Source organism: Rhizorhabdus sp. P4_G5, assembly GCF_056401065.1.
The window spans coordinates 1-23,846 of sequence record NZ_JBFUKB010000006.1 but is presented as its reverse complement, the minus strand read 5'-3'; the positions used below and the strand labels follow the sequence as shown (position 1 = coordinate 23,846).

Sequence of the window (23,846 nt, the reverse complement as noted above, 5' to 3'; positions counted from 1 at the left end):
TTTGGTTGGCGCCTGGGCGGGATAGATCAGGCCGGCGACGTGATGGTCGAGGCATTACCGAACTTCATCGTCAGCCGGCAAGGCTGAGCGCCACCGCTTCCGCCACCTTGATGCCATCGACTGCGGCCGAGAGGATTCCGCCCGCATAGCCGGCGCCTTCGCCGGCGGGATAGAGGCCGCGGACGTTGAGGCTCTGGAAATCCTTGCCGCGGGTGATCCGGATAGGAGAAGAAGTGCGGGTTTCCACACCGGTCATCATCGCGTCGGGATCGTCATAGCGCGGAATTTGCCGACCGAAGATCGGCAAGGCCTCGCGCAGCGCCTCGATGGCGAAGTCCGGGAGGCATGCGGCGAGGTCGGTCAGGTGGACGCCGGGCTTATAGGACGGCACGACCTCGCCGAGCGCCGTCGACGGCCGGGCGGCGAGGAAGTCGCCGACACGCTGCCCCGGCGCTGCATAGGTCGATCCGCCGGCGACATAGGCCCGCTCCTCCCAATGGCGTTGCAAGGCGATGCCGGCGAGCGGGTGGTCCGGATAGTCGCGCTCGGGCGTGATGCCGACGACGAGCCCGGAATTCGCGTTGAACTCCTGCCGCGAATATTGGCTCATGCCGTTGGTGACCACCCGGCCGGGTTCCGACGCCGCGGCGACGACCCGGCCGCCGGGGCACATGCAGAAGCTATAGACGCTGCGGCCATTGGCGCAGTGATGCGACAGGCTATAGGCTGCGGCGCCAAGGTCCGGATGGCCGGCGCAGGCGCCGAAGCGGGCGCGGTCGATCCAGCTTTGCGGGTGCTCGATGCGGACCCCGATCGAGAAGGGCTTCGCCTCGATATGCACACCGCGCTCATGGAGCATGTGAAAGCTGTCGCGAGCGCTGTGCCCGACGGCCAGCACCACATGCTCGGCTTCGAGAAAATCGCCGGTGTGGAGCTGTAGCCCGCGCACGCGCCCCTGCTCGATCGCGATATCCTCGACGCGGTGCTCGAACCGATATTCGCCGCCGAGCGCCTGGATCGTCTCGCGCATGCTTTCGACCATCGTCACGAGCCGAAAGGTGCCGATATGCGGATGCGCCTCGGTCAGGATCTCGGGTGGCGCGCCGGCCTTGACGAACTCGGTCAGCACCTTGCGCCCGAGGAAGCGCGGATCCTTGATCTGGCTGTAGAGCTTGCCGTCCGAGAAGGTGCCGGCGCCGCCTTCGCCGAACTGGACGTTGGACTCGGGATCGAGCACGCCGCGCCGCCAGAGGCCCCAGGTGTCCTTGGTCCGCTCACGCACCACCTTGCCGCGATCGACGATGATCGGGCGGAAGCCCATCTGCGCCAAAATCAAGCCGGCGAACAACCCGCAGGGGCCGGCGCCGATCACGACGGGGCGGGGGGCTCCGGCGGGCGCGCTGGTCACGAAGCGATAGCCGGTGTCGGGCGTCGCGCGGACATGTGGATCGCCAGGGAAGCGTGCCAGAACCGATGCTTCGTCGCGCAGCGCCACGTCGACCGAATAGACGAGCAATATCGCCGACTTGCGACGCGCGTCATTGGCACGACGGGCGATGGTGAAGTCCACCAGCTCGGCCGGCGTGATGCCGAGCCGCTGGATGATGGCTGCACGCAGGGCTTCGGCCGGGTGATCGAGCGGGAGCTTGAGTTCGGAGAGACGGAGCATCAGCGGGGCTTTAGGGCCGTCCCGTCATGGCTGCAATCGAAGGCGTCCTCACAGCACATCTCCAAACATGAAGTAGAGCAGGGCAAGCCAGGCGATGAGTCCGCCGAGCCCGATGATCCAGCCGAGATAGCGCTGGAGGCGATCGGTCCATTCATCCATGGCTGCCACGTAAACTGCTCCATCTCCATGGTCCAGAAATCAGCACGCTGTCTATCATGTTCAGCGAGCGGCCGATGTGATGGAAACGCATGCCGGCGATCGTGGCGCAGTCGCCCAGCTCCATCTGCGCGTAAGGCGATTCAGAGTTGACTTGTAGTTCTTCATTTGTTCTCTCCGACTCACCCGATATGAGTTGAAAATATCCCTGTCTCCGCACTGCGCGGAGCAGGATGCGCTGCCGAGACACCGTGCGATGCTCAGCGTCGGTGGGCGTGGGAACTCGTCTCCGATCGGCCAATCAGAACTACGAAATGTGAGCGTCCTCACGGATAAGATTACCAATTCATTTAAACAGAGAATGCTTTTGAGCTATTTACAGGAGTCTATGTATGACAGCGAACTATAGTTCCAATAATCCTGCTCTGTCGGCCGCGCGCGACCTTATCATAGCGCAGGGAAATATCGCGGAGTTGGAGGCTTGGCACCAGCAGGTCTCAGGTCCAAAAATTGCGCTGACTAAAAGCTACACCGGAACATTCACCGTGGCCGATCAGTCGGATGCTGACGATCTTGCAGGGACGGCCGTGAAGGGGAAGGTTCTTGTCACGGCAGGCGGCACGCCGTCCAATCCGCTACGTCTTCGAAATTTCTCGGTCGAAGGCGCCGACAATCCAGATAACGTGAACACGATTATCCTGGTTCAATTGCATAACGCATCCTCGACCATATCCAACGTCGTCATCGAGGATTTCACGATAGATGGTATCGGTGAGTTTGCCTATATGGGCATCGGCGGCGATAGCTACGCAAAGAATGTCCTGGTTCAACGCGGAGATATTTTTGCGGTAGGCAATGATCCAGCCCGCATCTTCAAGAACAGCATATTCCGTCACAACTACGTGCATGACTTGCGCGGGTGGACGACGGCTGATGGCACCTATGTGCCGAATGCGTCGGATAACCCATCGCAGACGCCTAACCCGCTCGTCGTGAATCCCCATCTCGATTGCTGCCAAGGTTTATACGGCCAGTCGGTAATCGAAGAGAATTGGCTTCAAAGTACGACAGGAGATTCCTCGACGGCGGTGATCCTCGTCAAGCCCGATTCAAGCGAAGATATTGTCAGCTATCTGATCAGGGCAAATTATATCGAGGGCGGTAAGGATTATCCCATCAAGCTTGTTACCAAGAACATTTCACTTACCAACCCGGGGAATACGGTTTCTGGTGTGGTCGTTCGAGATAATCTTATTAGCAAGAATTACGGAAATTATCCAGCTGATCCGCCTTATTCCGTTGGCAGCATCTACAGCGACTGCGCTACTTTTTCTGGCAATGTGTATGCTGAGGACAGGTCCCCGATCCCGATTCCGTTCATGACGGCTCGACCAAATCTTCTTGCCAGCCCCACCGATCTGTCCAATGCGGCCTGGGTCGCATCTGCTGTCAGCGTCGTGACCGGGCAGACCGGTTCGGGCGGCGGCGCGACAGCATCTTCGGTTAAGGAGACGGCTTCGACCGGTTATCACGATGTGGATCAGTGGATAAGCAAGGCAAGTTCCATCAAGGATTACCGGATGACGGCGCGCGTGAAGGCCAATGGGCGTTCCTTCGCCAAGCTCGCCGTAGCCGGGGCGGCCTATAGCGGCGGAGCGACCTGCTTCTTCGATCTAAGCGCGGGGACGGTCGGCTCTTCCTATAATTATGGGACGATGACGCCGCCTTATCTGGCCAAGATACAGGCGGTCGGAACGGCCGGCTGGTATCAGATCGAAATCCGTTTCAAGTCGGATGCGACAAATCAGCTCAATTATGCGGTGCAGATCGCTTCTGCCGACAGTGTGGATAATTATGCTGGCGACACTACGAAGGGGCTGTTCATAGAGTCACCGTATCTCGCAGAGCTCCCTCCGCATCTGTGAGGGTAAGCATCATCGCAAGATAATCATTCGAGAACGCAGGATCGATCCGGAAATCCTATGAAGGAGGAATGGGAGGCGCTTAATTGTCGCTTCCCATTTTCCCGTTCAGCATGGTTATCAGCTGATCATTGTCGTGCGCACGGTACCGGCTGCATTCAGGCACGGCGGGCGGCACTGCGATCAGGAGCGCCAGAAGCGCTTCGTTTCGACCAGCGCATCGAAGCATCGCTCGGCATCGCACAGCAGGCGCCGGCGAGCCTTCGGTCGTGGGGGGCCGATCTCCGGATCCAGCCCCAGCTTCGCCAGAAGCTCGGGTGCGGCAGCCATGTCGTTGAGCCTGCCAAGTTTGTCCTGCAGCGCTTCGAGCCGGTCGAGCAGCCGTTCCATCCGGCGACGCGCTTTCCGGTCTGGGTAGAGCGAGACGAAAAACTCGGCGGCATAGCGCAGCTTCTTCGCGTCCTTGCGCACCTCATGGCGATGTTCGTCGTCCAGGGTCGCGAGGCACCGACCTTCGCGCCTGATGCGTTTGCGCAGACGATCAAGCCGGTCCGCTGCGAAGACCGAGATCATCTCGTCATGCTGTCCCGGATCCGGGTGCGGCTCCCTCCACGTGCCGATCGCCAGCCATTCGGCAAGCTCGATCGGCAGCAGCCGGACGCGGCTGCTCTCCAGCAAGTTGCGGAGGTGACTGAAGCGGCTTTCACGAATCGTGGCCAGTTTTGCTCGTCCAGATCCTTCCAGCTGCGGCATCAGGACATCGATGTCGCGAACGGCGCCGAGTTCGCCAGCCAACCATCGCAACTCGGCTGCGAGCATGGCGGCGCGGTCGTCGCCAGCGAACAGCGGCTTGAACAGCACGAAGGCGGAGCGGAGCCGACGCAGACCCACCCGCGCCTGGTGGATGGCCTCGCCTGCCTCGGTTTCGAGCAGCAACGTTTCGTTCAGCCGATATTGCTTGAGGCAGGAGCTTGCGATCAAGGTGAAGGAATCGGCGGCGCCCATGTCACGGGCAAGGCGGATGGGTTCGGCTTTGGCGACGCTGGACGGCGCGGCCGCGACCAGCGCGTAGCCGCATCCGGATTTCGAACGAACGCCGAGCCGCAGCGGAACCTCCTCGTTGAGGCTCCGGGCGAGATCGAACAGGATCTGCGGGGAGCCGTCTTTCAGCTCGAACTCGATTTCGGACAGGGCGAGGCACCGCTTGCCAGCGCGAACCTCTCCTGAGTCGATGGAAAATTCTATCGTCGCCCCAGCCCGCTCGATCATTCCTGAGATGCGTTCGACGTCGGTGATGAACAGCGGTTCGACATTGCCCAATGTCGCGGCGTCGACATATTGGATCAGCGGACCTGCTCTTTCGTCGAGGATCGGCCGATTGCCATCGATCGGCCGCTCCCACTCTCCACGGATGAACAGGGCCCCCGCCGTGCTGGTGGAAGCCTTGACCGTCTGGATATTGCGATCGCCCTCGTTGCGGAGGCGCACGGCGTAGCCGGCACCGTGGAGCCGAAGATCCGGCGTATCGAAGTAGGTTGCGATGAATCGCTTGCGCTCCGCGTCATGCGCATCGAGGAGCGCCGAGCCAGTCAGCCGGTCGCGCTTGACGGGATCATATTCGAGCTTCAGTTCGATTTCGACTGAATCGTCCATATCGTCCTAGCCGGGGGAGATCGCATTGGCTGTGTACTATCCTGCAGCCGGGGAGTCATCTCGCATCGCCGCTGCGATGCGGTGGATGCCGGGCCTCCGGCTGGCGCGCATCTTCGGACTCCGCTAGCCTGCAGCGATGTTAGCATTGCCGACGCGTCTAAGTCATCCCTGCCACCGATCCGCGTCATGAGCGAATTGCGCACCCTCTACCCGCCGATCGAGCCTTATGCGACGGGCATGCTCGATGTCGGCGATGGCCACAGCATCTATTATGAGCGAGTCGGCACCCCGGGTGCGAAGCCTGCGGTCTTTCTCCATGGCGGGCCGGGCGCTGGCTGCTCGCCCGATCACCGCCGGCTTTTCGATCCCGCGCGCTACGATGTGCTGCTGTTCGACCAGCGGGGATGCGGGCGATCGACGCCGCATGCCGCCCTGGACGCGAACACGACCTGGCACCTTGTCGAAGACATCGAGCGGCTGCGCGCCCTGATGGGCGTCGATGCATGGCTGGTGTTCGGCGGCAGCTGGGGCTCCACGCTGGCGCTTGCCTATGCCGAGACGCACGCCGCTCATGTCAGCGCGCTGATCCTGCGCGGTGTGTTCACGGCAACGCGAGAGGAAATCTCCTGGTATTATCAGTTCGGCGTGTCGCAGATGTTTCCCGACAAGTGGGAACGCTTCGTCGCCCCGATCCCCGATGCCGAGCGAGGCCGGATGGTGGCAGCCTATAACAAGCGGCTCACGGGGGATGATCCCGTCATACAGCTCGAGGCGGCGAAGGCGTGGAGCCTGTGGGAAGGCGAGACGATCACGCTGCTACCGAGCGCCGACCTGAGCGCGACCCACGGCGACGACCATTTCGCGATCGCCTTCGCGCGCATCGAGAATCATTATTTCCATCATGACTGCTGGCTGGAACCGGAGCAGCTGCTCCGCGATGCAGCCTGGCTGCGCGGCATCCCCGGCACCATCGTCCATGGCCGCTACGACATGCCCTGTCCGCTCCGCTATGCCTGGGCGCTGCACAAGACCTGGGCCGATGCCGAGCTCCACGTGATCGAGGGCGCCGGCCATGCCTATTCCGAACCGGGCATCCTCGATCAGTTGATCAGGGCGACGGACCGGTTCGCATAGGGGAGGGGTATGGCAGGTTTCCTGCGGCGCAAGCCGATCGACAGCGTCGGGCGGCCGCCAGGCGGGCTGACGCCGACATTGTCATGGCCGCACCTGATGGCGCTTGGGGTGGGCGCCATCGTCGGGACGGGTATCCTGACGCTGATCGGGGTAGGCGCGGATCGCGCCGGGCCATCGGTGTTGCTGTCCTTCGCGATTGCCGGTGTGATCTGCGCCTGCGCGGCGCTGGCCTATGCCGAGCTGGCGGCGATGATGCCGGCCTCGGGCAGCGCCTACAGCTATGCCTATTCGGCACTCGGCGAGATTTTCGCCTGGGTGGTCGGCTGGAGCCTGATCCTCGAATATTCGCTGGTGGTGTCGACCGTCGCGGTCGGCTGGTCGGGCTATGCGTCGCCGCTGCTGATCGGTGCAGGCTTCCCGGCGGCGCTGACCCAGGGGCCGGAGCTTGGCGGGCTCGTCAATCTGCCGGCGATCTTCATCATCGCCGTGGTGACCGGGCTGCTGTTGCTCGGCACGCGGGAGAGCGCCCGGATCAATACGGTGCTGGTGCTGATCAAGATCGCGACGCTGTCGTTGTTCGTCGCAGTGGCCTTGCCCTATTTCGATGTGGGTCACCTGCACCCGTTCATGCCCTATGGCTTTGCCTCGATGCCGGGGCCGGACGGCGTGCAGCGCGGCGTGATGGCGGCCGCGGCGATTATCTTCTTCGCCTTCTACGGCTTCGACGCCATCTCGACCGCGGCGGAGGAAACCAAGCGGCCCGAGCGCGACCTGGCGATCGGCATCGTCGGATCGATGCTGGTGTGCACGCTGATCTATATATTGGTGGCGGCCGCGGCGATCGGCGCAGTGCCGTTCACCGGTTTCGCCGACAGCCCGGAGCCGCTGGCGCTGATCCTGCGCGACCTGGGCCGGCCAGGCGTCGCCAAGGTGATCGCCACGGCTGCCGTGATCGCGCTGCCGACGGTCCTGCTCGCCTTTCTCTATGGGCAGAGCCGGATCTTCCTGGCGATGGCCCGCGACGGATTCCTGCCGAGCGGGCTGGCGGCGATCTCCAAACGCGGAACGCCGGCGCGGATCACGGCGATGACGGCGGTCATCGTGGCGCTCCTGGCGGGGTTGCTGCCGATCGGCGAGATCGCTGCGCTGGCCAATGCCGGTACGCTAATCGCGTTCATGGCGGTAGGCGCGTGCCTGATCGTGCTGCGCCGACGCAGCCCCGAGCTACCGCGGCCATTCCGTGCGCCGGCCGCGACGCTGGTGGGGCTGGGCGCGCTATTCGGGTGCGCCTATCTGTTCGTCAGCCTCCCGGCCAAGACTCTGTTGTGGTGCCTGTTGTGGAACGCCATCGGCCTCGCCATCTACCTTGGCTATGCACATCGACGGAGCGCACTGTGCAAGTGAACGCAAGGAACGGGAGGCCGACGAGGCGGTCTGCTGCCAGCACCCCCGAATGATGGAGATCGATAGCCCTGACTGGGACGCTGCCGCCGTCGACCTCGACGTGCGAGGCTGGACGATCCTGCCGGGGCTGCTGAGCAAGCGGGCCTGCGGCGAGGTTGCCGCGCTTTACGACGCAGGCGCGGGGTTCCGGAGCCATGTCGTGATGGAGCGGCATGGCTATGGGCGCGGCGAATATCGCTATTTCGCCTACCCGCTGCCGGCCCTGGTGACGGAACTGCGCGGAGCACTCTATCGGCGGCTCGCTCCGATCGCCAATCGCTGGCACGAGCGGATGGGGCTTGAGGTGCGCTTTCCAGCCGAGCACCTGGATTTCCTTGAGCGCTGCCATGCCGCCGGCCAGTTGCGGCCGACGCCGCTTCTGCTTCGCTATGGTGCGGGCGACTATAATTGCCTGCACCAAGATCTTTATGGCGAGCATGTCTTCCCGTTGCAGGTCGCGGTGCTCCTGTCGGCTCCTGGCGAGGATTTCACCGGCGGCGAATTCATCCTGGCCGGGCAGCGGCCGCGCATGCAGTCGCGCGTCGACGTGGTGCCGCTGTCGCGGGGCGACGCCGTCATCTTCGCGGTGGCACATCGCCCGCAGCGCGGATCACGCGGCGATTATCGGGTAACGATGCGGCATGGCGTGAGCGGCTTGCGCACAGGGCATCGCCACACCCTTGGCATCATCTTCCACGACGCGGCTTGAGGTCTCCCTCAGCTGGCGAGGCGCAGTGGAGCCCTCTCCGTCTCGCCCTGGAGCGCGCGGCGACCCTCGGCCAGGATCGGATCGAGCCTGGCGGCGGGAAGGCGAGAGTCGAAGGCAAGGCCGAAGCGGTTGCCGCGAACCCAGGCGGTGCGCGCCAGCAGTTCATTGCCCTTGCATACCAGCCAGACGATCTCGCCTGGCGACGGCGGCTCGGCTGCATGGCCGAGCGCACCCTCGCTGGAGAGATCCAGGATGTGGACACGCGCGGGGCGCCCGCCGGCCAGCAACACGGCCGGCAGCATCACCCGCGTTCGCGATCCCTGGCGCGCCTCGGAGCGGCCCTTCAGGCCCAGAGCTGATGCTATCGACATCGCAAGCTACCTCTTCGACTGCCGGAACGTCCGGAGTTCGCAGCATGTCGTTACACGCAGGATCGGTATGATCGGGTTATGGGAATTGGTGAACGCGGCGGCAGGATTTGGCCAGTCCGGAGTTCCACGGGCTAAGGACGGCTATTGGCACAAAGCCGCGCGTCCGGCATTCCGTAGGCGATGACTCTCCACGCCGACAGCGCTTCGCCAGCTCCCCGCGCGGCCTCCCCGCTTACCATTCCGATCTTCAGGGCGGTCTGGATCGCATCGCTCCTGTCCAACTTCGGCGGGCTCATCCAGTCGGTCGGCGCGTCATGGATGATGACGTCGCTGGTGCGATCGCCGCAGATGGTGGCGCTGGTGCAGGCGTCGTCGGCACTGCCGTTCATGCTGCTAGCGCTGCTGGCAGGCGCGGTGGCGGACAATGTCGATCGGCGCCGCGTGATGCTCACTGCACAGGTGTTCATGCTGCTGGTGTCGGCGGCCTTGGCGATGTTCGCGTGGCAAGGCTGGCTGACGCCTTGGCTGCTGCTGACCTTCACCTTCCTGATCGGCTGCGGCACGGCGATGAACGGGCCCGCCTGGCAAGCCTCGGTGGGCGACATCGTGCCGCGCGCGCAACTGGCGGGGGCGGTTGCACTCAACTCGATGGGGTTCAATATCGCGCGCAGCGTGGGACCGGCGATCGGCGGCGTCCTTGTTGCTGCGGCGGGGGCCGCGGCCGCCTTCCTGGTGAACGCGCTCTCCTATGTCGGACTGATCCTCGTCCTGCTGCGCTGGCGGCCCGACTTCCCGCCTCGCATGCTGCCGCCCGAGCGTCTGATGGTGGCGATGGGGGCGGGGCTGCGCTATGTCGCCATGTCACCCAACCTGCGGATCGTGATGCTGCGCGCGGCATGTTTCGGGATCGTGGCCAACGCGTTGCCGGCGCTGATGCCGCTGGTGGCGCGGAGCCTGATCAAAGGTGGGCCGCTGACCTACGGGACGCTGCTCGGCGCGTTCGGTATCGGCGCCGTCATCGGTGCGCTCGGCAGTGGACGGCTCCGCCGGCGGCTGACGACCGAGATGATGATAAGGATGGCCACGCTCGGCCTCGCGATCGGGAGCGCGGTTGCCGGGCTCAGCTCCAATATCGTCCTGACCACGGCGGCGCTTATCCTGGCCGGTGCCAGCTGGGTGCTTGCACTATCGACATTTAATGTGACCGTGCAGCTGGCCTCGCCGCGCTGGGTCGTGGCGCGGGCGTTGTCGATCTACCAGATGACGGCATTCGGGGGGATGGCGGTGGGCGCCTGGGTGCTCGGCCTCATTGCCGAACATCATGGCGTGGCGGATGCGCTTCTCGTGGGAGCGGCCATTCAGGTGGCGGTGATAGCCCTCGGCTTCCTGGCACCGTTGCCGCAGGTCCAGGACCTGAATCTCGATCCGCTTCGGCATTGGACCGAGCCCGAGACGGCTGTGCCGCTCGAACCGCGTAGCGGGCCGGTCGTGATCACGGTGGAGTATCGCATAGAACCACACAATATCGTGGCTTTTCTGGCCGCGATGACCGAACGGCGGCGAATCCGGCGGCGTGACGGCGCCCATCGCTGGACCCTTCTGCGCGATCTTCACGACGCCGAGCTGTGGATGGAACGCTTCCATCTCGCAACCTGGCTCGATTATGCCCGATACAACCAGCGGCTGACCCATGCCGATGCGGAGACGAGCTCTGCCTTGCATAAGCTGCAGAAAGAAGGCGAGCCGTTCCGGGTCCACAGGATGATCGAGCGGCAGACGGGATCGCTCCCAAGCGCTCGCCGCAGCGATCCGGTGACCGACGATCCCATAACCGATCCCGCCCGTTCGGCCTGAGGTTGTTCGGCGGACCGAAAGCGAAGATCAGGACAGCGAGCGGATCGCGGTCAGCTTGCGCTCGTACATCTCCGCGATCCTGAGATGAAGCTGCCGCACCGCTTCGGTGCTGGCCCTTGCCGCTGCTTCGCGCTCACGCTGAATACACTGCGTGTAGTGACTGAGCGTGGCATCGTTGACTTCGATCATAGCGGATTCTGCGTGACTACAGCGCCCCCCTATCACGGGCCGGTCCATCAGACGCTTCAACAATTGTAACATGACGCGCCTGCATGCCCGGCTCGGTGTCGCGCTTTGCTACATCGGCCGCTGGATGGGGGGGAGAGCTGCTGTCCTCGATCGATGCGATCACGCAGCTCCACGGCGCAACGAAGGCCCAAGCATGAACCATATCGCCCTGAGCGCATCAGTGATGGAAGTTTTACTTTCAATGTAGGTATACATATGTTCTTGCTATGTACTTATGGAGGAGTTGCCATGGTATGATCGGGCTCGCGGCGCGTAAGCGAATGGCTGCGCAAAGGGTGCTGAGCAACAGGCTTCCGGATGGCCAACAAGTTGCGGATAATGTTGCTCTTATGCGAAGAATGTTAGCCGACGGTGAGGCCGATGCTCGCAACATGGGCATGGATCCAGGGGTCGCGGCAAATGTCGCCCCCTCAGCCGCCTTGGGTGTATGGCTTGGATCAGTTTTCCCGGGAGGTCATTGGGATCCAAAGATCCGAGGCAATAGGATTGGCGATGATCATGTCGGCAACATCAACTATGGCGCGACCGGTTCGACACTTTTCCCAGCCGGCATTTTGACGAGAGCTGCTGGAATCGTGCAGAGATATCAACACCTGGTGGATCCAAAGCGTCATCCGTACGATCCATCATGGGGCAACCCCTTAACCGGGACAGGCACACACGTGGGCGATGATCCTCGGGATACGCGCGACATCATGAGGGGCGTACGGGCGGCCAACGGGCAGCGCCGCAAATGATATATTCGAGGGTGGTGTTGCCGCGAACCTTGTGGCTTGTGGTCAAGATCGGCCTGGTCATGTGGTTACTGGCCATGCTGCCCATATCGCTGATGTGCATGGCCGCGGCTGGGCCGACAACAGGGGACGCAGAGACGGGGCGGCAAATCGCCGGGCATCTTGGTCTCTACCTGTCGATCGACGGCCTGACGCTGTTGCTGATCGCACGGAGCCGCCGATATCGCTGGGTTTGGGTGATGGCCGGATTGGTTGCTTTGCCGCCTGCGGTATTTGCCATTTACATGGTCTGCTAAACCGGTGGGCCCACGACCTGCCCCTGCCGGAGCTTGATCGTTCTGGCGGATAGCCTCTGCGCTTCGCCATGATCATGCGTAACGTAGAAAGTGGGGACATCGACGTCCCGAAGCAGCGCTTCCAGCCAGTCGAGCAGCTCCGCGCGCGCGTCGCTGTCGAGGGCGGAGAGAGGTTCGTCGAGCAGGAGCAGGCGGGGCTGGCTCAGCAGGGCGCGGGCGATGCCGGCGCGCTGGGCTTCGCCGCCGGAGAGGCGCGCCGGGCGGCGGTCGAGCAGATGGGCGATGCCGGCGCGCTCGATGATGTCGTCGCGGGCGAAGCGGCCGGGCGCGGAGCGGCGGATGGCATAGTCGAGATTGGCGGCGACGCTGAGGTGCGGGAGCAGGCCGGCGCCCTGGAAGACATAGCCGACGCCGCGGCGTTCGGCAGGGACGAACGTCCGGCTGTCCTGGAACACCTTGCCATCGACGAGGATCATGCCGGCGATCCGATCGAGCCCGGCGAGGGCGCGCAGCAGCGTCGTCTTACCTGAACCGGAAGGGCCGAGCAGGGCGGTCACGCCGCGCGATGGCACCTCGAACGCGACCCGCAGCGCAAAGCACTTGCCGAGCTTTCCATCAAGGTCGACCGCAATCGTCATGGCTGGACGTTGCCGATGCGCCGCTCGACGAGGAGCAGCGCGAGGAGGGCGACGAAGGAGAACACGACCAGCACGGCTGCAATCCGGTGCGCCTCGCCGAACTGCAGGCTTTCGACCAGCTGATATATGCGGGTCGAGAGCACCTCGGTCTTGCCGGGGATGTTGCCGCCGATCATCAGCACGACGCCGAATTCACCGATGGTGTGCGCGAAGACGAGGATCGCCGCCGACAGGAAGCCGCGGCGCGAGAGCGGAATGGCGATGGTCAGGAAACGGTCAAGCGGTCCGGCCCCCATCGTCGCAGCGATCTCAAGCGGGCGGTCGCCGATCGCCTCGAAGGCGGTGCGCAGCGGCTGGACCGCGAAAGGCAGCGAATAGAAGAGCGAGCCGATCACCAGGCCGGTGAAGGTGAAGGCGAGGGTGCGGATGCCGAACGGCTGGAGGAGCGCCATCAACGGACTGTCGGGCCCGAGCGCGATCAGGACATAGAAGCCGATCACGGTGGGCGGGAGGACCAGCGGCAGCGCGGAGACCGCGCCGATGATTTCCTTCCACCAGCGGCGTGAGCGGGCCAGCCACCAAGCGAGCGGGGTGGCGAGCAGGAGGAGCAGGATGGTGGTGACCAGCGCCAGTTCGGCGGTGGTCGCGAGGACGAGGCCCATCAGCTATCTGACGACATAGCCGTAGCGCCTGATGATCGCGAGTGCCGGGCGGCTCCTGAGATATTTCAGGAAGGCGCGCGCGGCCGGATTGTTTGCGCCGGTCTTGAGCAGTACCGCCTGCTGCTCGATCGGGCTGTGCAGCCGGGCGGGTACGAGCCAGCGCGAGCCGCCGGGAACATCGATCACCTGGCTGAGCGCCACGAAGCCGGCCTGGGCTGCACCGGTCGATACGAATTGATAGGCCTGCGCGATCGAGCTTCCGGTGACGATTTTCGGTTTCAGCGCGTCGTAGATGCCCAGCCGCTGCATCGTCTCGACCGCTGCGACGCCATAGGGGGCGGTTGCGGGATCGGCGACGGCGAGCTTTTCGAAGTTACCGCGCCTGAGCACTGCACCGCGTCTATCGACGAGGCCCGGCGTCGCCGAGTAGAGCGCCAGCTGGCCGATGGCATAGGTGAAGCGTGTACCGGGGATGGCCAGGCCGTCCTGCTCCGCCTTGGCAGGGCGCTCGGCGTCTGCCGAGAGGAAGACTTCGAACGGCGCGCCATGGCTGATCTGGGTGTAGAAGGCGCCCGACGCGCCGAAGGCGAGCACGGCCTTGTGACCGGTTGCCTTCTCGAACCTGGCAGCGATCTGCCTGGCGGGCTCAGCGAAGTTGGCCGCGACGGCGACCTGCGTTTCGGCGGCCAGCACCGGAGCGGCGATCAGGAGCGCCGATGCGACCAGACATCGAATTGCGAGAGAGCGGAGCATGAGCGGCGGTCCTGCAGGGTAGGGCGCTCCGCATGCTATATCCGCGCGTATATGGCAAGGCTCTACAGTTGCGGCAGGGGAGCGTCCCGGAGCAGCGTCGACAATGTGCCGAGATCGGCATCTGCCGCGTTCAGCAGATCGCGCTCCAGCATGCGATAGGCGGCCAGCACCTGCTTGCCGCATCCGGTCACCCGTGCGCCCTTGTCGCGTCCACCGCCGGGGGTGGTGTCGACCAGCTTTTCGGCCCAGCAGCGGTTCATGCTGTCGACGAGCAGCCAGGTTCGGCGATAGCTCATTCCGAGCGCTCGGCCCGCGGCGGAGATCGAGCCCTCGCGCTCGATCGCTTCGAGGAGCGCGGCCTTCCCGGGCCCCATCGCGGCTTCCTCGCCACAGTAGATCTGAGCCTTGAGCTTGAGCGGGCCGAGCCTTGGAACCATGGCTTCGCATAGCAGCCGCGTAGCCGTTTGTCCGCTCGGATATAATTCCTATCATTATGGTAGAGAAAAGTTGCTTTCCCTTGTCGGTAAGGCGGCTAGGCAGGGACGGGCTTATAAACGAGGCGGTTATGCAGGAAGCTTATGAAGAGGCCGTTGCGGCGCCTCCAGGTGAATATTGGGACATAGACGCCATCACAGCCGAACTTCGCGACGCGCGCGAGGCCTGGCGCAGCGCGCATAAGCGCCACGCCGAACTGGGCTCGGTCGGCTTCCCCTCGCGGCATGTGCTCGACAAGATCATGGCTGCGCTGTGCGGCGCTCTGTTCCCGTTGCGGCTGGGGCCCAGTTTCGTGCGGCAGCATAATGAGGAGGCATTCGTCGCGGAGACGCTGCAGACCGCGCTGAGCCGACTCTACGGTCAGATCCGGCTCGAGCTCGGCTATTCGATCGGTGAACATATGCCCGAACTGGTCGACGGCGAAGCAGGGCGGATCATCGGCCATTTCGCTACGAAACTTCCCGCATTGCGGCGGCTGATCGATACCGATGTCGAAGCCGCTTATGCGGGCGATCCGGCGGCACGCAGCGTCGACGAGGTTCTGCTGTGCTACCCCTGCGTGATCGCGATCGTGCATCATCGGCTCGCGCATCTGCTGCACGGGCTGGGCGCGCCGCTGGTGGCGCGGATCATCTCCGAGATCGCCAACTCGCGGACCGGGATCGACATCCATCCCGGTGCTTCAATCGGCGAGGCCTTCTTCATCGATCATGGCACCGGCGTCGTGATCGGCGAGACGGCGATCATCGGCAAGCGGGTGCGGCTCTATCAGGCGGTGACGCTGGGCGCGCGAAGCTTTCCCGCCGATGCCGAGGGCGCGCTGCGCCGCGGGCTCGCCCGGCATCCGATCGTCGAAGACGATGTGGTCATCTATGCAGGCGCAACGATCCTCGGCCGGGTGAGGATCGGCGCGGGATCGACGATCGGCGGCAATGTCTGGCTGACCAGCAGCGTGGAGCCGGGCAGCGTGATCAGCCAGGCCCATGCGCATGACAGCCGGGGCTGGGAACTGGTCAACGTGCTGGAGCGGGCCGATGATCGATGACCGCAAGCCACTGTGCCTGATCGTGCCGGGGCTCGACAATTCGGGCCCGGATCACTGGCAGAGCATCTGGGAAGCGCGGCGTGGCGATTGCCGGCGAGTCGATCTCGGCTGCTGGTCCGAACCTGACCGCCGCATCTGGACCGAACGCCTCGACGCGGCGCTGGCGATGACCGACGGACCGATCCTGCTGGTGGCGCACAGCCTTGGTTGCCTGACGATCGCCTGGTGGGCGCTCGGCGCGGATCATGCCAAGCTGGAGCGCGTGCGCGGCGCCTTGCTGGTGGCGCCCCCCGATGTCGACGCATCCGACGCGCACCCCTTCGTTCGCCGTTTTGCGCCAGCGCCGGGGCGGGTGCTGCCCTTTCCGTCCATCCTCGTTGCCAGCCGGAACGATCGCTATGCCGCGTTCGACCGGCTGGAAGCTCTGGCGAAGGCCTGGGGGAGCCGCTTTGTCGATGCCGGCCATGCCGGACATATCAATGCGAACAGCAAGCTGAAGGGGTGGCCGGATGGAGAGGTGCTGCTGGAAGAACTGATCGGGGTTGCTGCGCCTTCGGTCGCGGCCTCGGTACGCTCGCGCGAAAAAGGCCTTGCGAAATAGGATCTCGATCGGGCCTCGATCCGGGGCGAAAGCCTGATCGTCACCCCCATCGGCGAGAGCCCACGCGTCGGCTTGATGGCTGGCTACCTGTTCCTGTACGTTGAGGCGACAGGAGAAAATGCTATGCAGAATATGGGTGACGGCAGCTGCCCGTTCGAGTTCAATTTCGACGCGGCGACTTTCAAGCCGGGCGACATAGTCAGCTATCGGGTGACGGGTAGCCTGGAAGGGTTCCCGTTCGTCGGAACGCTGGTCGAGGTTCACGACGATTATGTGATGCTCACATCGGAACCCGACAAGCCCGAGAGCGTGGTGCGTGGAACGCGCGAGAGCCGCCCGGTCGTCCTCGAAGCGGACGTTCTTTAACCTCCGCTTCGATCAGTGCGCGCTGCGGATGGCGAGCCAGGCGCGCGCGCTGCGCTGGGCCTCGGCGATCTCGCGGCCGGTCATTTGATCAGCGATGTCGGCACGGCAATATTGCGCTTCCTGAGATCCGGCCAGTGCGGCGAGATTGAACCACTGGTGGGCCATGACCAGGTCAACCGCACTTCCCTGGCTGCCGGTCGAGCAGGCGAAGCCGAGGTCGAGCAGAGCATCGGTGTCGTCGGGACGGATCGCGATTTCGGCGGAGAGATTATGTCTCATGGTTGTAGCTCCTTCGCGGAGCAAATTGGTCGGGACTCGACCAACAAATGGTTAATTCGCAGTTAGACATTAGTCGAAGACGCGGGAAGGATCAGGCAGATTCGATGGCCGACTTTTCGGTGCCCGTTACTATGCGCGCCACAGCGAGATCGGCGGTCACGTTGCCCAGGGTGCGGAAGAGGTCTGGGATCGTCTCCACGGCCATGAGCAGCGGCAATGCCTCGATGGGTACGCCGAGTGCGACGCAGATCGGCGCTATGGTCGCGACGAACGACACCTGTGCCGCGACCCCGACCGCGGCAAGGCTCACGGGTACGGCCACCAGTATAGCCACCAGCAGCATCGGCGTGCTGAGATGGACCCCGTGCAAGGCGGCGAGATAGATTGCAACGGCGACATTGGCGGCCGCGCTGGCGGCACGAAACAGCGAGACCGCAAGCGGCAACACCACGCCCGCTGCGCTGGGCTGTAAACCGAGCGCCGGCGTGGCTTCGATCATGACGGGCAAGGTCGCGAGCGAAGACTGGGTGCCGAGCGCCACCGCCTGGGCGGGAACAGCAGCGCGCGCGAAGCGGATAGGCGATATGTTGCCGGCGATCGCGGCGGCTACATAGGCCATCAGCGTCGCGGAAAGGCAGGCTACAGAGGCGACCACGATATATTGGCCGAGCAAGCCTGCGGCAGTGGCGCCCATGTTGATGCCAGCGACAAAGGCCAGCGCTGCGATGCCAAGCGGCGCCAGCCACAAGATCCAGTTAACCAGCACCAGCATCGTCTGAACGATCGCTGCCGTGATCGTGACCATTGCGGTGCGCAGGCCCGCTTCGATCCGGGTGAGCGCAAAGCCGAACAGCAAGGCGAACACCACCAGCGGCACCATAGCGGTTTCGGCGGCGGCCTTGATCGGATTGGCGGGGATGACCGCATCATACCATGCGCCGCCGTTTCCCGCAGCGATGGCAGGAGGGGCGGCATGGCGAAGAACTTCGGCTTGCGGAGACACAGGCCATAAATGCAGCAAGCTGGTGGTGACGATGGCGCTGATTGCGCAGGCAAGGGTAAGCAGCAGTGCGAACCAGAGCAGCGAGCGCTGCGCCGCCTGGCTCGCCGAAGCCTCCCGTGCAGCTGCGGCGATGCCGTTGACGATCAGGCCGAAGACCAGTGGGACGATCGTCATTGTGAGAGCATTGAGCCAGAGCGACCCGATCGGCCGGGCGATGCCCAATACGGCGAGCGTTACCGGACCTTCGTTGCTCGCCATGGCGATGCCGCAGCCCAGCCCGACCAGCAGGGCCAGGAACAGGCGCAGCGGCAGGCTCATCGCCGCGTGGCTGCCATCCGCTTATCGATCGGCCCAGAGCGCTTCGCGATAGCGATCGAAACAGCGCGCGCCGCAACGCAGGCGCATCAGCGCGCCTTCGGCTATCGCCGTGGCGCGGCGGGGATCTTCCTCGACCAGCGGCCGCAGCGCTTCATGGTTCCAAGCGGCGCTGTGCTTGATGTCGAGGACGGCGTGGAGATCGAAATAGCGGCGTTCCTTGTCGGACAGCCCGATGCGGCGGAGGCCCTTGGCGACCATCGCCGAACGCCCCGGCGCCGTCAGCTCGATGACGCCGAGCGCTCCTACGGAATGCCAGGCATAGTCGCGGCTGGTCGCCATGCCCGTCATCGCATTGGCGAGGGCAAGGCTCTGCCACACCGTGTTCTCGATGACAGGCGCGACCGCCAGCGTCTCGACCAGTGCGTCGAGCATTGGGCCATGCATGCCGGCGCGGTTGCCGCGGCCCATCTCATCCCAATAGTTGCGGGCGAGTTCCAGCTTCGCCGGGACGGGGAGCTTGACCTGCGTATAAGCGACGAGATCGTCGAAGCCGGCTTCTCCGGCCGCCTCCTGCTCGAAGAACCAGCGAAGCTGATCGCTGCTCGCTCGTTCGGCAAGCCAGGGGAAGAGCGGGTCGCCCTGTCCGGGGCCGACGATCCGGAGATGTTCGAACCACGCGATAAAGGCGTCGGGATCGCGTGGCGCCGCAGCGGCGTCCTCGGCGATCTCGGCGCGGAGCTCATCGAGGAAGGCGCGCTCCAGGCGAAGCATCCGGGTATCGCGCTCAAGCCGGCTGTGCCAGTCGGGCGCCGGGAATCGCGGGCCGAGCCGCTCCCGGTTCCAATGGGCCAAGCCGCGCTGGAAACTGTCGGTATGAAATTGAGATCCGTTTTCGGAAATCCGTAGGGTGTAGCGGCTGGCCATTTTTCTTCCTGCAAATTCAAATTCTTTCGTTGGATATAGAACGGCGGGTCCATGGGTGGAGTTCCGTGATCAGGCCCTGTCGCGATCAGTCGAGCGGCCGGCATGTCAGATTGACACTATCGGGACAGCGTCTTCATCGCTTGCTAAGCAAGGCCTGCGATGGTCGCACGGATGCGGTATAGTTCGCTTTTCCGGAGCCGTTGGCTTGCGCTCATCTGGAGCGCCGGAATTCTTTGGACGGCTGTCAGCTTCGTCGGCTCGCAGGAGCCGGAAGACGGAGTCGCCGCGAATGGCGCGGCCGATGAAAGCGCGAACCTCTCCGAACTCCAGGCGCTGGTGGCCAAGCTGAATTCCTGAGGCGGCACGCCGGGACGGGTTCGCGTTCGCCCGTCCACAATATCATCCGCCGCCGGTTGTCCGCCGCAGCACTGTCTTGATGCGAATTGTAGCAACCGAATCCGCCTTTTTGGAGTATCTACAGGCGTTCGCCACAACGCCGTCCGGACAGGGAGAGGTCGCATGAAGGGTTACGCGCGTAGATTGTTCATCGCTGGCCTGCTGATCGCGGGCGCAATGTCGACGGCGCAGGCCGCGACGCAGATCCAGCCGGGACAGTGGGAGACGACATCGACGGTCGAGTCCGTCGACATGCCCGGCGCGCCACCGCAGGTTTCGAGGATGATGAGCGGGAAGACAACCCGGGCGAGTTATTGCATCACCCCCGAACAGGCTGCCAGGGGGCCGCAGGAGATGTTCAAGCAGAACCCATCCTGCCGCTTCACCAAATTCGCGATGACGGGCGGGACGATCTCCACCGAGATGAGCTGCTCGCAAAATGGAGCGACGATGATCGCCCGATCGCAGGGCAGCTATACGCCGACATCGTACAGCGCGACCGCGACGATGACCATGAGCGGCAAGATGAGCATGCGCATGACGAGCCGCAGCACCGGCCGTCGGCTGGGGCCGTGCACCGGTAAATAGCGGCCGAGGCCAGATGGGGCAGCGAAGCGCAGGCCTGCTGATCTATCGTCGGCGCGGCGAAGCGGTCGAGGTGCTGCTCGTTCATCCGGGGGGCCCCTTCTGGCGCAGGAAGGATGCGGGTGCCTGGCAGATCCCGAAGGGGCTGATCGAGCCCGGAGAGGATGCGGCGACCGCCGCACGGCGCGAGGCGGAGGAAGAATTGGGACTGCCGCTGCCGGGCGCGCTGGCGCCGCTGGGCGAGATACGGCAGGCTGGCGGCAAATATGTCGACGCATTCGCGCTCGATCGCGAGATCGATGCCGGGGCGATCCGGAGCAACATGTTCGAGATGGAATGGCCGCCCAAGAGCGGGCGGATGCAGGCTTTTCCGGAGGTCGATGCGGCACGGTGGTTTGGGCTGGACGACGCGCGAGCGATGATCCTGGCGAGCCAAAGGCTGTTGCTCGAACGGCTTGTTTCAGCGCTGTAAACCGACTGTCCGGGCTGACATGACGGCGCCCGTTCATGGTTAACGCGATAGTAAGACCCTTCGGCGATAGCGGGATGACGACCCATGCCGGATGGAAATCATGAAGATCAGCGTGACCGCGCAGAATATCCCGAGCCTCCTCGAACAGGCGCCGCAGGGCGTGAGCATATTGTCGCTCGACTGTTTCGACACGTTGCTGTGGCGCAACGCGCAGGCACCTTCGGACATCTTCGCGGAACTTGCGATCCAAGGCGGTGCCATCGAGCCGCGGGTGATTGCCGAGCGGAAGGCGCGCAAGACGCAAGCCTTTCGCGAGGGGCAGAACGAGGTCTCGATCGAGGCGATTCATGCGAGACTGCTGCCGCCGTCGGCGGATGCGATGGCGATTTCCGCTTCGGTGCAGGCGGAGCTCGACGCCGAGGCGAGACATTGCTTCGGCTTTGCGCCGGTTGTCGCGCTGATCCGCGATGCCAAGGCGCGCGGCCTGAATGTCGTCATCGTCAGCGACACCTATTTCAGTGCGGCGCAACTCGGCGAACTGATCGCGCGGGCCGCAGGCGTCGAGGTCGCCACGGCGATCGACCGGATCTTCACGTCTTCCGACCATGGGCGGAGCAAGACCGAAGGACTGTTCGAACCCGTCATGGCGGCGATGGGCGTGCAGCCCGGCGCAATCCTGCATCTTGGCGACAATCTTCATGCGGATCAGTCGGCGCCATCGGCGCTGGGCATCCATAGCGCGCATTTCGAACAATTCGACCCGGCCTCCGAAACCCGGCTGCGCCATGAGGCGATGGCGGCGGTGTTGATCGATGCGACCACCCGTCAGACAGTGCCGGCGATGCAGCCGCACCGGCCGCTGGTGTCGCTGCGCAACGACCAGGATCCGGCCTTCATCCTGGGCCACGACGTCATCGGGCCGATGCTGCACGGCTTCGCGCAGTGGGTGCGGGACGAAGCCGAGGCGCTGGCGGCAAGCTGCGGCCGGCCGGTCAAGACGCTGTTCCTGATGCGCGACGGCTTTCTGCCGATGAAGATGTTCGAGACGCTGGGATGTGGCGCGGCGGTGGGCGAGATCGCGATCAGCCGGCTGACCGCCGGCCGTGCCGGGCTGATCGATGAGGCAGCGGTGGCCGCGATGATCGAGCAGGATTTGGGCAAGCACCGGCTTGACGTGCTCGCGGGGTTGCTGCTGCTCGAGCCGCATGAAGCGCGCAAGCTGGTCGGGCCGCGGGGCGACACATCCGACCTCGAGCGGGCCGCCTGCGAGGGGCCGACCGCGGAACGGATCGTGCGGCGATCGGCGCGCTATGCCGAGAGGCTGATCGCGCATGTGCGGCGGGCGGGACTGAACGATGGCGACATGGCGATGATCGTCGACCTTGGCTATCACGGCACCGTCCAGGACCGGATCGCGCCGCTCCTCTCCGCGCGCATGAATGTCGCGCTCGCCGGGCGTTACCTGCTGCTGCGCGAGAATGAGCCGAGCGGGCTCGACAAGAAGGGCTATTTCGACAAGCGTCATTACGGCCGGGAGGCGCTGTGCACGTTGGGATCTTCGATCGCGATGATCGAACAGATCTGCACCCAGGCCAAGGGTTCGGTGGTCGACTATCATCCGAACGGCAAGACGATCCACGAAAAGGCGACGGAGAAGGGCGCGCAGAGCGCCACCCGCGATCGCATCCAGGCCGCCGCCATCGCCTTCGGCACGGCGGCAACCGCAATGGGCCAGGGCGCCCGATCCGACGATGCCGGATGCCGCCGCCGCAACGCCGCCGCAATCCTGGCGCGATTCATGTACCTTCCGTCCGCCGAGGAAGTGGCGGTGATCGGAGACTTCACCCATGACGCCAATCTCGGTTCGTCGAGCCACCTGAAGATGCTCGACGCATCGAGCTCGACCCGCGGCCTGCGCCGGCGCGGTCTCCATTATGTCCAGAGCACCGAGCGCATGTACCTGCCCGGCGAACTGCAGGACCAGGGGCTCGCGCTCAACCTCGCGCTGTTCGGGATCGTGCGCAGCGGGCTCGACATGCGCGAGAGCGATTTCCAGGCGGGCGGCGTCCCGGTACCGGTGATCCTGGCCAATGCCCAGGAGGATTGCCTGGTCGATATCGAGGCCTTTCCGACCCATGACGGCTATTACCGGCTGGCGATCCCCGCACGCGGCGACCTGACCGTCGCGGTGCTGCTGGGCGGTCTCTACGAGGCGGTGCAGATCGAGGATGTGAGCTTCCAGCCGCTGGTGGCGCCGACAGACGAACGGGGCATCAGCGACCAGGCCGATATCGGCGCGCCCTATGTCCAGGAGGGCATGGAGACGATGGCGGGCGATCTGTTCCGCTGCACGCCTGGCGCGGCCTTGCTGGTTCCGCCGGCTCCGGCGGTGGGTGAGGGCGGCTATATGCTGTGCATCGCGTTCAGGCCGGTGGTGCGGCGCGAAGCGGCGGGCGAGGTACGCGCGGCGGCGTAATCGAGAGAGTGGCTCCTTTGCCACCGGGCAAAGAAACAAAATGTGATCAAAACAGGAATATATGCTTGACATTCCTGCTGGAGCGCGATAGGCATAAATAGAGAGTGGGAGAGCCGCGGCAGCGGGCGCCCGCTTTTTTCATTTCCAGGCATCGCCAACGACCCGGCCAGCGACGGCGCAAAAGCTGTCGCGCGGAGCGGTGTCCTGCGCCCTTTCTCCAGACACAGGATGACGCCAATGACAGTCGAGATCAGCTTCTTTGCACGGGCAGCAACGGGCGGCCTGCCGGTGGCGGCGGACCCGGGACAGGACGGGACGGCCGCCGAGGCGCTGAGCGTCGCGATCACCGCCACCCCGGCGCTCAGCGCGGCGACGCCGGACGGCCAGACGGCGATGTCGATGATCGCCACCGAGGCATTCCGCTACGAATATAGCCAGGCAGGGGCGATCGCGGCGGTCGCGAACTCGAACTACGTGGCCGCGGGAGAACGAATGTGGTAGAGCATCTCGTTTACACCGAGAGGGTCGGCGGTTCGAGCCCGTCACCGCCCACCAGATGCAAAGGGCATTCATGGCCGCCGGCGTGCGCGCGGATCAGTTGCTGGTGGATCGCGGGCTCGTCGAGAGCCGCGCCCGCGGGCAG

26 protein-coding genes are annotated in these 23,846 nt (G+C 64.4%); 14 read left to right on the top strand and 12 right to left on the bottom strand.

The genetic code is table 11. The features are described from left to right. Window positions 1–70: 70 nt before the first annotated feature. Entirely contained in the window at window positions 71–1,669 is a 1,599-nt protein-coding gene (locus AC1DQK_RS12475; protein WP_477870925.1) for an NAD(P)/FAD-dependent oxidoreductase, read from the bottom strand. 548 nt (window positions 1,670–2,217) lie between these two features. On the opposite strand from AC1DQK_RS12475, the gene AC1DQK_RS12470 reads away from it, so the two are divergent. After that, the gene (locus AC1DQK_RS12470) at window positions 2,218–3,750 is read left to right on the top strand and encodes a phage head spike fiber domain-containing protein (protein WP_477870923.1); all 1,533 of its coding nucleotides are present in this window, start codon (window positions 2,218–2,220) and stop codon (window positions 3,748–3,750) included. A 180-nt stretch (window positions 3,751–3,930) separates the two neighbouring features. Here the strand turns inward: AC1DQK_RS12470 and AC1DQK_RS12465 are convergent, their stop codons facing one another. Then, the gene (locus tag AC1DQK_RS12465) at window positions 3,931–5,400 is read right to left on the bottom strand and encodes a CYTH and CHAD domain-containing protein (protein ID WP_477870921.1); all 1,470 of its coding nucleotides are present in this window, start codon (window positions 5,398–5,400) and stop codon (window positions 3,931–3,933) included. A 186-nt stretch (window positions 5,401–5,586) separates the two neighbouring features. On the opposite strand from AC1DQK_RS12465, the gene pip reads away from it, so the two are divergent. From pip to AC1DQK_RS12450, 3 genes are read left to right on the top strand one after another with little or no spacing between them, the layout of a single operon-like run. Then, entirely contained in the window at window positions 5,587–6,534 is a 948-nt protein-coding gene (gene pip, locus AC1DQK_RS12460) for a prolyl aminopeptidase (protein ID WP_477870919.1), read from the top strand. Between the two features lie 9 nt (window positions 6,535–6,543). Beyond that, window positions 6,544–7,938, top strand: a complete 1,395-nt coding sequence (locus AC1DQK_RS12455) for an amino acid permease (RefSeq protein ID WP_477870917.1) — start codon at window positions 6,544–6,546, stop codon at window positions 7,936–7,938. Between the two features lie 52 nt (window positions 7,939–7,990). Then, a complete protein-coding gene (locus AC1DQK_RS12450) occupies window positions 7,991–8,686 on the top strand; it encodes a 2OG-Fe(II) oxygenase (RefSeq protein ID WP_477871404.1) in 696 nt (231 codons plus the stop codon). A gap of 8 nt (window positions 8,687–8,694) precedes the next feature. Here AC1DQK_RS12450 and AC1DQK_RS12445 read toward each other — a convergent pair whose 3' ends face one another. Next, window positions 8,695–9,057, bottom strand: coding sequence for a PilZ domain-containing protein (locus tag AC1DQK_RS12445; protein ID WP_477870915.1), 363 nt, complete (start codon window positions 9,055–9,057; stop codon window positions 8,695–8,697). A gap of 180 nt (window positions 9,058–9,237) precedes the next feature. Between AC1DQK_RS12445 and AC1DQK_RS12440 the strand changes: the two genes are divergently transcribed. After that, the gene (locus AC1DQK_RS12440) at window positions 9,238–10,911 is read left to right on the top strand and encodes an MFS transporter (RefSeq protein WP_477870913.1); all 1,674 of its coding nucleotides are present in this window, start codon (window positions 9,238–9,240) and stop codon (window positions 10,909–10,911) included. Between the two features lie 27 nt (window positions 10,912–10,938). Here the strand turns inward: AC1DQK_RS12440 and AC1DQK_RS12435 are convergent, their stop codons facing one another. Beyond that, the gene (locus tag AC1DQK_RS12435; RefSeq protein WP_477870912.1) at window positions 10,939–11,100 is read right to left on the bottom strand and encodes a hypothetical protein; all 162 of its coding nucleotides are present in this window, start codon (window positions 11,098–11,100) and stop codon (window positions 10,939–10,941) included. 497 nt (window positions 11,101–11,597) lie between these two features. Then, window positions 11,598–11,774 carry a hypothetical protein gene (locus AC1DQK_RS12430; protein ID WP_477870910.1) on the bottom strand — a complete coding sequence of 59 codons (177 nt, stop codon included), beginning with the start codon at window positions 11,772–11,774 and terminating at the stop codon, window positions 11,598–11,600. Between the two features lie 161 nt (window positions 11,775–11,935). Here AC1DQK_RS12430 and AC1DQK_RS12425 point away from each other — a divergent pair, with 161 nt between their 5' ends. After that, window positions 11,936–12,190, top strand: a complete 255-nt coding sequence (locus tag AC1DQK_RS12425; protein WP_477870908.1) for a hypothetical protein — start codon at window positions 11,936–11,938, stop codon at window positions 12,188–12,190. On the opposite strand, the gene AC1DQK_RS12420 is transcribed toward AC1DQK_RS12425, so the two are convergent. The 4 genes from AC1DQK_RS12420 to AC1DQK_RS12405 form a co-directional block, all read right to left on the bottom strand. Further along, window positions 12,187–12,828, bottom strand: a complete 642-nt coding sequence (locus AC1DQK_RS12420; protein WP_477870906.1) for an ATP-binding cassette domain-containing protein — start codon at window positions 12,826–12,828, stop codon at window positions 12,187–12,189. The two genes, AC1DQK_RS12425 and AC1DQK_RS12420, sit on opposite strands and share 4 nt — an antisense overlap. Then, window positions 12,825–13,490 carry a molybdate ABC transporter permease subunit gene (modB, locus tag AC1DQK_RS12415; protein ID WP_477870904.1) on the bottom strand — a complete coding sequence of 222 codons (666 nt, stop codon included), beginning with the start codon at window positions 13,488–13,490 and terminating at the stop codon, window positions 12,825–12,827. The genes AC1DQK_RS12420 and modB overlap by 4 nt, the downstream gene beginning before the upstream one ends. Before the next feature lie 3 nt (window positions 13,491–13,493). Beyond that, window positions 13,494–14,243, bottom strand: coding sequence for a molybdate ABC transporter substrate-binding protein (gene modA / locus AC1DQK_RS12410; protein ID WP_477870902.1), 750 nt, complete (start codon window positions 14,241–14,243; stop codon window positions 13,494–13,496). A 62-nt stretch (window positions 14,244–14,305) separates the two neighbouring features. Next, a complete protein-coding gene (locus tag AC1DQK_RS12405) occupies window positions 14,306–14,680 on the bottom strand; it encodes a winged helix-turn-helix domain-containing protein (protein WP_477870900.1) in 375 nt (124 codons plus the stop codon). Between the two features lie 128 nt (window positions 14,681–14,808). Between AC1DQK_RS12405 and epsC the strand changes: the two genes are divergently transcribed. The 3 genes from epsC (at window position 14,809) to AC1DQK_RS12390 (ending at window position 16,750) form a co-directional block, all read left to right on the top strand. Then, window positions 14,809–15,783, top strand: coding sequence for a serine O-acetyltransferase EpsC (gene epsC / locus AC1DQK_RS12400; protein ID WP_477870899.1), 975 nt, complete (start codon window positions 14,809–14,811; stop codon window positions 15,781–15,783). Further along, window positions 15,773–16,384 carry an RBBP9/YdeN family alpha/beta hydrolase gene (locus AC1DQK_RS12395; protein WP_477870897.1) on the top strand — a complete coding sequence of 204 codons (612 nt, stop codon included), beginning with the start codon at window positions 15,773–15,775 and terminating at the stop codon, window positions 16,382–16,384. Before epsC ends, AC1DQK_RS12395 begins: the two co-directional genes overlap by 11 nt. A gap of 123 nt (window positions 16,385–16,507) precedes the next feature. Then, the gene (locus AC1DQK_RS12390; protein WP_477871401.1) at window positions 16,508–16,750 is read left to right on the top strand and encodes a hypothetical protein; all 243 of its coding nucleotides are present in this window, start codon (window positions 16,508–16,510) and stop codon (window positions 16,748–16,750) included. 12 nt (window positions 16,751–16,762) lie between these two features. Here AC1DQK_RS12390 and AC1DQK_RS12385 read toward each other — a convergent pair whose 3' ends face one another. From AC1DQK_RS12385 to AC1DQK_RS12375, 3 genes are all read right to left on the bottom strand, one after another. Beyond that, window positions 16,763–17,029 (bottom strand): hypothetical protein, encoded by a 267-nt coding sequence (locus AC1DQK_RS12385; protein WP_477870895.1) that lies wholly within the window; start codon window positions 17,027–17,029, stop codon window positions 16,763–16,765. A gap of 91 nt (window positions 17,030–17,120) precedes the next feature. Beyond that, the gene (locus AC1DQK_RS12380; RefSeq protein WP_477870893.1) at window positions 17,121–18,350 is read right to left on the bottom strand and encodes a dicarboxylate/amino acid:cation symporter; all 1,230 of its coding nucleotides are present in this window, start codon (window positions 18,348–18,350) and stop codon (window positions 17,121–17,123) included. 21 nt (window positions 18,351–18,371) lie between these two features. Next, window positions 18,372–19,274, bottom strand: coding sequence for an iron-containing redox enzyme family protein (locus AC1DQK_RS12375; protein ID WP_477870891.1), 903 nt, complete (start codon window positions 19,272–19,274; stop codon window positions 18,372–18,374). Between the two features lie 159 nt (window positions 19,275–19,433). Here AC1DQK_RS12375 and AC1DQK_RS12370 point away from each other — a divergent pair, with 159 nt between their 5' ends. The 5 genes from AC1DQK_RS12370 to AC1DQK_RS12350 all read left to right on the top strand — a co-directional run bounded on the left by AC1DQK_RS12370 (window position 19,434) and on the right by AC1DQK_RS12350 (window position 23,704). Further along, the gene (locus tag AC1DQK_RS12370; protein WP_477870889.1) at window positions 19,434–19,631 is read left to right on the top strand and encodes a hypothetical protein; all 198 of its coding nucleotides are present in this window, start codon (window positions 19,434–19,436) and stop codon (window positions 19,629–19,631) included. A gap of 162 nt (window positions 19,632–19,793) precedes the next feature. After that, complete coding sequence (locus AC1DQK_RS12365; protein ID WP_477870887.1) at window positions 19,794–20,258, top strand: DUF3617 domain-containing protein; 465 nt, start codon at window positions 19,794–19,796, stop codon at window positions 20,256–20,258. A 13-nt stretch (window positions 20,259–20,271) separates the two neighbouring features. Continuing rightward, window positions 20,272–20,727, top strand: a complete 456-nt coding sequence (locus tag AC1DQK_RS12360; RefSeq protein ID WP_477870885.1) for an NUDIX hydrolase — start codon at window positions 20,272–20,274, stop codon at window positions 20,725–20,727. Window positions 20,728–20,827: 100 nt separating this feature from the next. Further along, window positions 20,828–23,203 (top strand): HAD family hydrolase, encoded by a 2,376-nt coding sequence (locus AC1DQK_RS12355; protein WP_477870883.1) that lies wholly within the window; start codon window positions 20,828–20,830, stop codon window positions 23,201–23,203. Window positions 23,204–23,440: 237 nt separating this feature from the next. Then, the gene (locus AC1DQK_RS12350; protein WP_477870881.1) at window positions 23,441–23,704 is read left to right on the top strand and encodes a hypothetical protein; all 264 of its coding nucleotides are present in this window, start codon (window positions 23,441–23,443) and stop codon (window positions 23,702–23,704) included. Window positions 23,705–23,846: the final 142 nt, after the last annotated feature.

Excerpts from the sequence above, each read along its gene's own strand:
- AC1DQK_RS12355 (WP_477870883.1), top strand. The coding sequence starts at position 20,828 with ATGAAGATCAGCGTGACCGCGCAGAATATCCCGAGCCTCCTCGAACAG.
- AC1DQK_RS12380 (WP_477870893.1), bottom strand. The coding sequence starts at position 18,350 with ATGAGCCTGCCGCTGCGCCTGTTCCTGGCCCTGCTGGTCGGGCTGGGC.
- AC1DQK_RS12470 (WP_477870923.1), top strand. The coding sequence starts at position 2,218 with ATGACAGCGAACTATAGTTCCAATAATCCTGCTCTGTCGGCCGCGCGC.
- AC1DQK_RS12390 (WP_477871401.1), top strand. The coding sequence starts at position 16,508 with ATGCAGAATATGGGTGACGGCAGCTGCCCGTTCGAGTTCAATTTCGAC.
- AC1DQK_RS12360 (WP_477870885.1), top strand. The coding sequence starts at position 20,272 with ATGGGGCAGCGAAGCGCAGGCCTGCTGATCTATCGTCGGCGCGGCGAA.
- AC1DQK_RS12375 (WP_477870891.1), bottom strand. The coding sequence starts at position 19,274 with ATGGCCAGCCGCTACACCCTACGGATTTCCGAAAACGGATCTCAATTT.
- AC1DQK_RS12370 (WP_477870889.1), top strand. The coding sequence starts at position 19,434 with ATGGTCGCACGGATGCGGTATAGTTCGCTTTTCCGGAGCCGTTGGCTT.
- modA (WP_477870902.1), bottom strand. The coding sequence starts at position 14,243 with ATGCTCCGCTCTCTCGCAATTCGATGTCTGGTCGCATCGGCGCTCCTG.
- AC1DQK_RS12475 (WP_477870925.1), bottom strand. The coding sequence starts at position 1,669 with ATGCTCCGTCTCTCCGAACTCAAGCTCCCGCTCGATCACCCGGCCGAA.
- AC1DQK_RS12420 (WP_477870906.1), bottom strand. The coding sequence starts at position 12,828 with ATGACGATTGCGGTCGACCTTGATGGAAAGCTCGGCAAGTGCTTTGCG.
- AC1DQK_RS12350 (WP_477870881.1), top strand. The coding sequence starts at position 23,441 with ATGACAGTCGAGATCAGCTTCTTTGCACGGGCAGCAACGGGCGGCCTG.
- AC1DQK_RS12450 (WP_477871404.1), top strand. The coding sequence starts at position 7,991 with ATGGAGATCGATAGCCCTGACTGGGACGCTGCCGCCGTCGACCTCGAC.
- pip (WP_477870919.1), top strand. The coding sequence starts at position 5,587 with ATGAGCGAATTGCGCACCCTCTACCCGCCGATCGAGCCTTATGCGACG.
- AC1DQK_RS12405 (WP_477870900.1), bottom strand. The coding sequence starts at position 14,680 with ATGGTTCCAAGGCTCGGCCCGCTCAAGCTCAAGGCTCAGATCTACTGT.
- AC1DQK_RS12445 (WP_477870915.1), bottom strand. The coding sequence starts at position 9,057 with ATGTCGATAGCATCAGCTCTGGGCCTGAAGGGCCGCTCCGAGGCGCGC.
- AC1DQK_RS12440 (WP_477870913.1), top strand. The coding sequence starts at position 9,238 with ATGACTCTCCACGCCGACAGCGCTTCGCCAGCTCCCCGCGCGGCCTCC.
- AC1DQK_RS12435 (WP_477870912.1), bottom strand. The coding sequence starts at position 11,100 with ATGATCGAAGTCAACGATGCCACGCTCAGTCACTACACGCAGTGTATT.
- AC1DQK_RS12430 (WP_477870910.1), bottom strand. The coding sequence starts at position 11,774 with ATGACGCTTTGGATCCACCAGGTGTTGATATCTCTGCACGATTCCAGC.
- AC1DQK_RS12455 (WP_477870917.1), top strand. The coding sequence starts at position 6,544 with ATGGCAGGTTTCCTGCGGCGCAAGCCGATCGACAGCGTCGGGCGGCCG.
- AC1DQK_RS12385 (WP_477870895.1), bottom strand. The coding sequence starts at position 17,029 with ATGAGACATAATCTCTCCGCCGAAATCGCGATCCGTCCCGACGACACC.
- AC1DQK_RS12465 (WP_477870921.1), bottom strand. The coding sequence starts at position 5,400 with ATGGACGATTCAGTCGAAATCGAACTGAAGCTCGAATATGATCCCGTC.
- epsC (WP_477870899.1), top strand. The coding sequence starts at position 14,809 with ATGCAGGAAGCTTATGAAGAGGCCGTTGCGGCGCCTCCAGGTGAATAT.
- AC1DQK_RS12365 (WP_477870887.1), top strand. The coding sequence starts at position 19,794 with ATGAAGGGTTACGCGCGTAGATTGTTCATCGCTGGCCTGCTGATCGCG.
- modB (WP_477870904.1), bottom strand. The coding sequence starts at position 13,490 with ATGGGCCTCGTCCTCGCGACCACCGCCGAACTGGCGCTGGTCACCACC.
- AC1DQK_RS12395 (WP_477870897.1), top strand. The coding sequence starts at position 15,773 with ATGATCGATGACCGCAAGCCACTGTGCCTGATCGTGCCGGGGCTCGAC.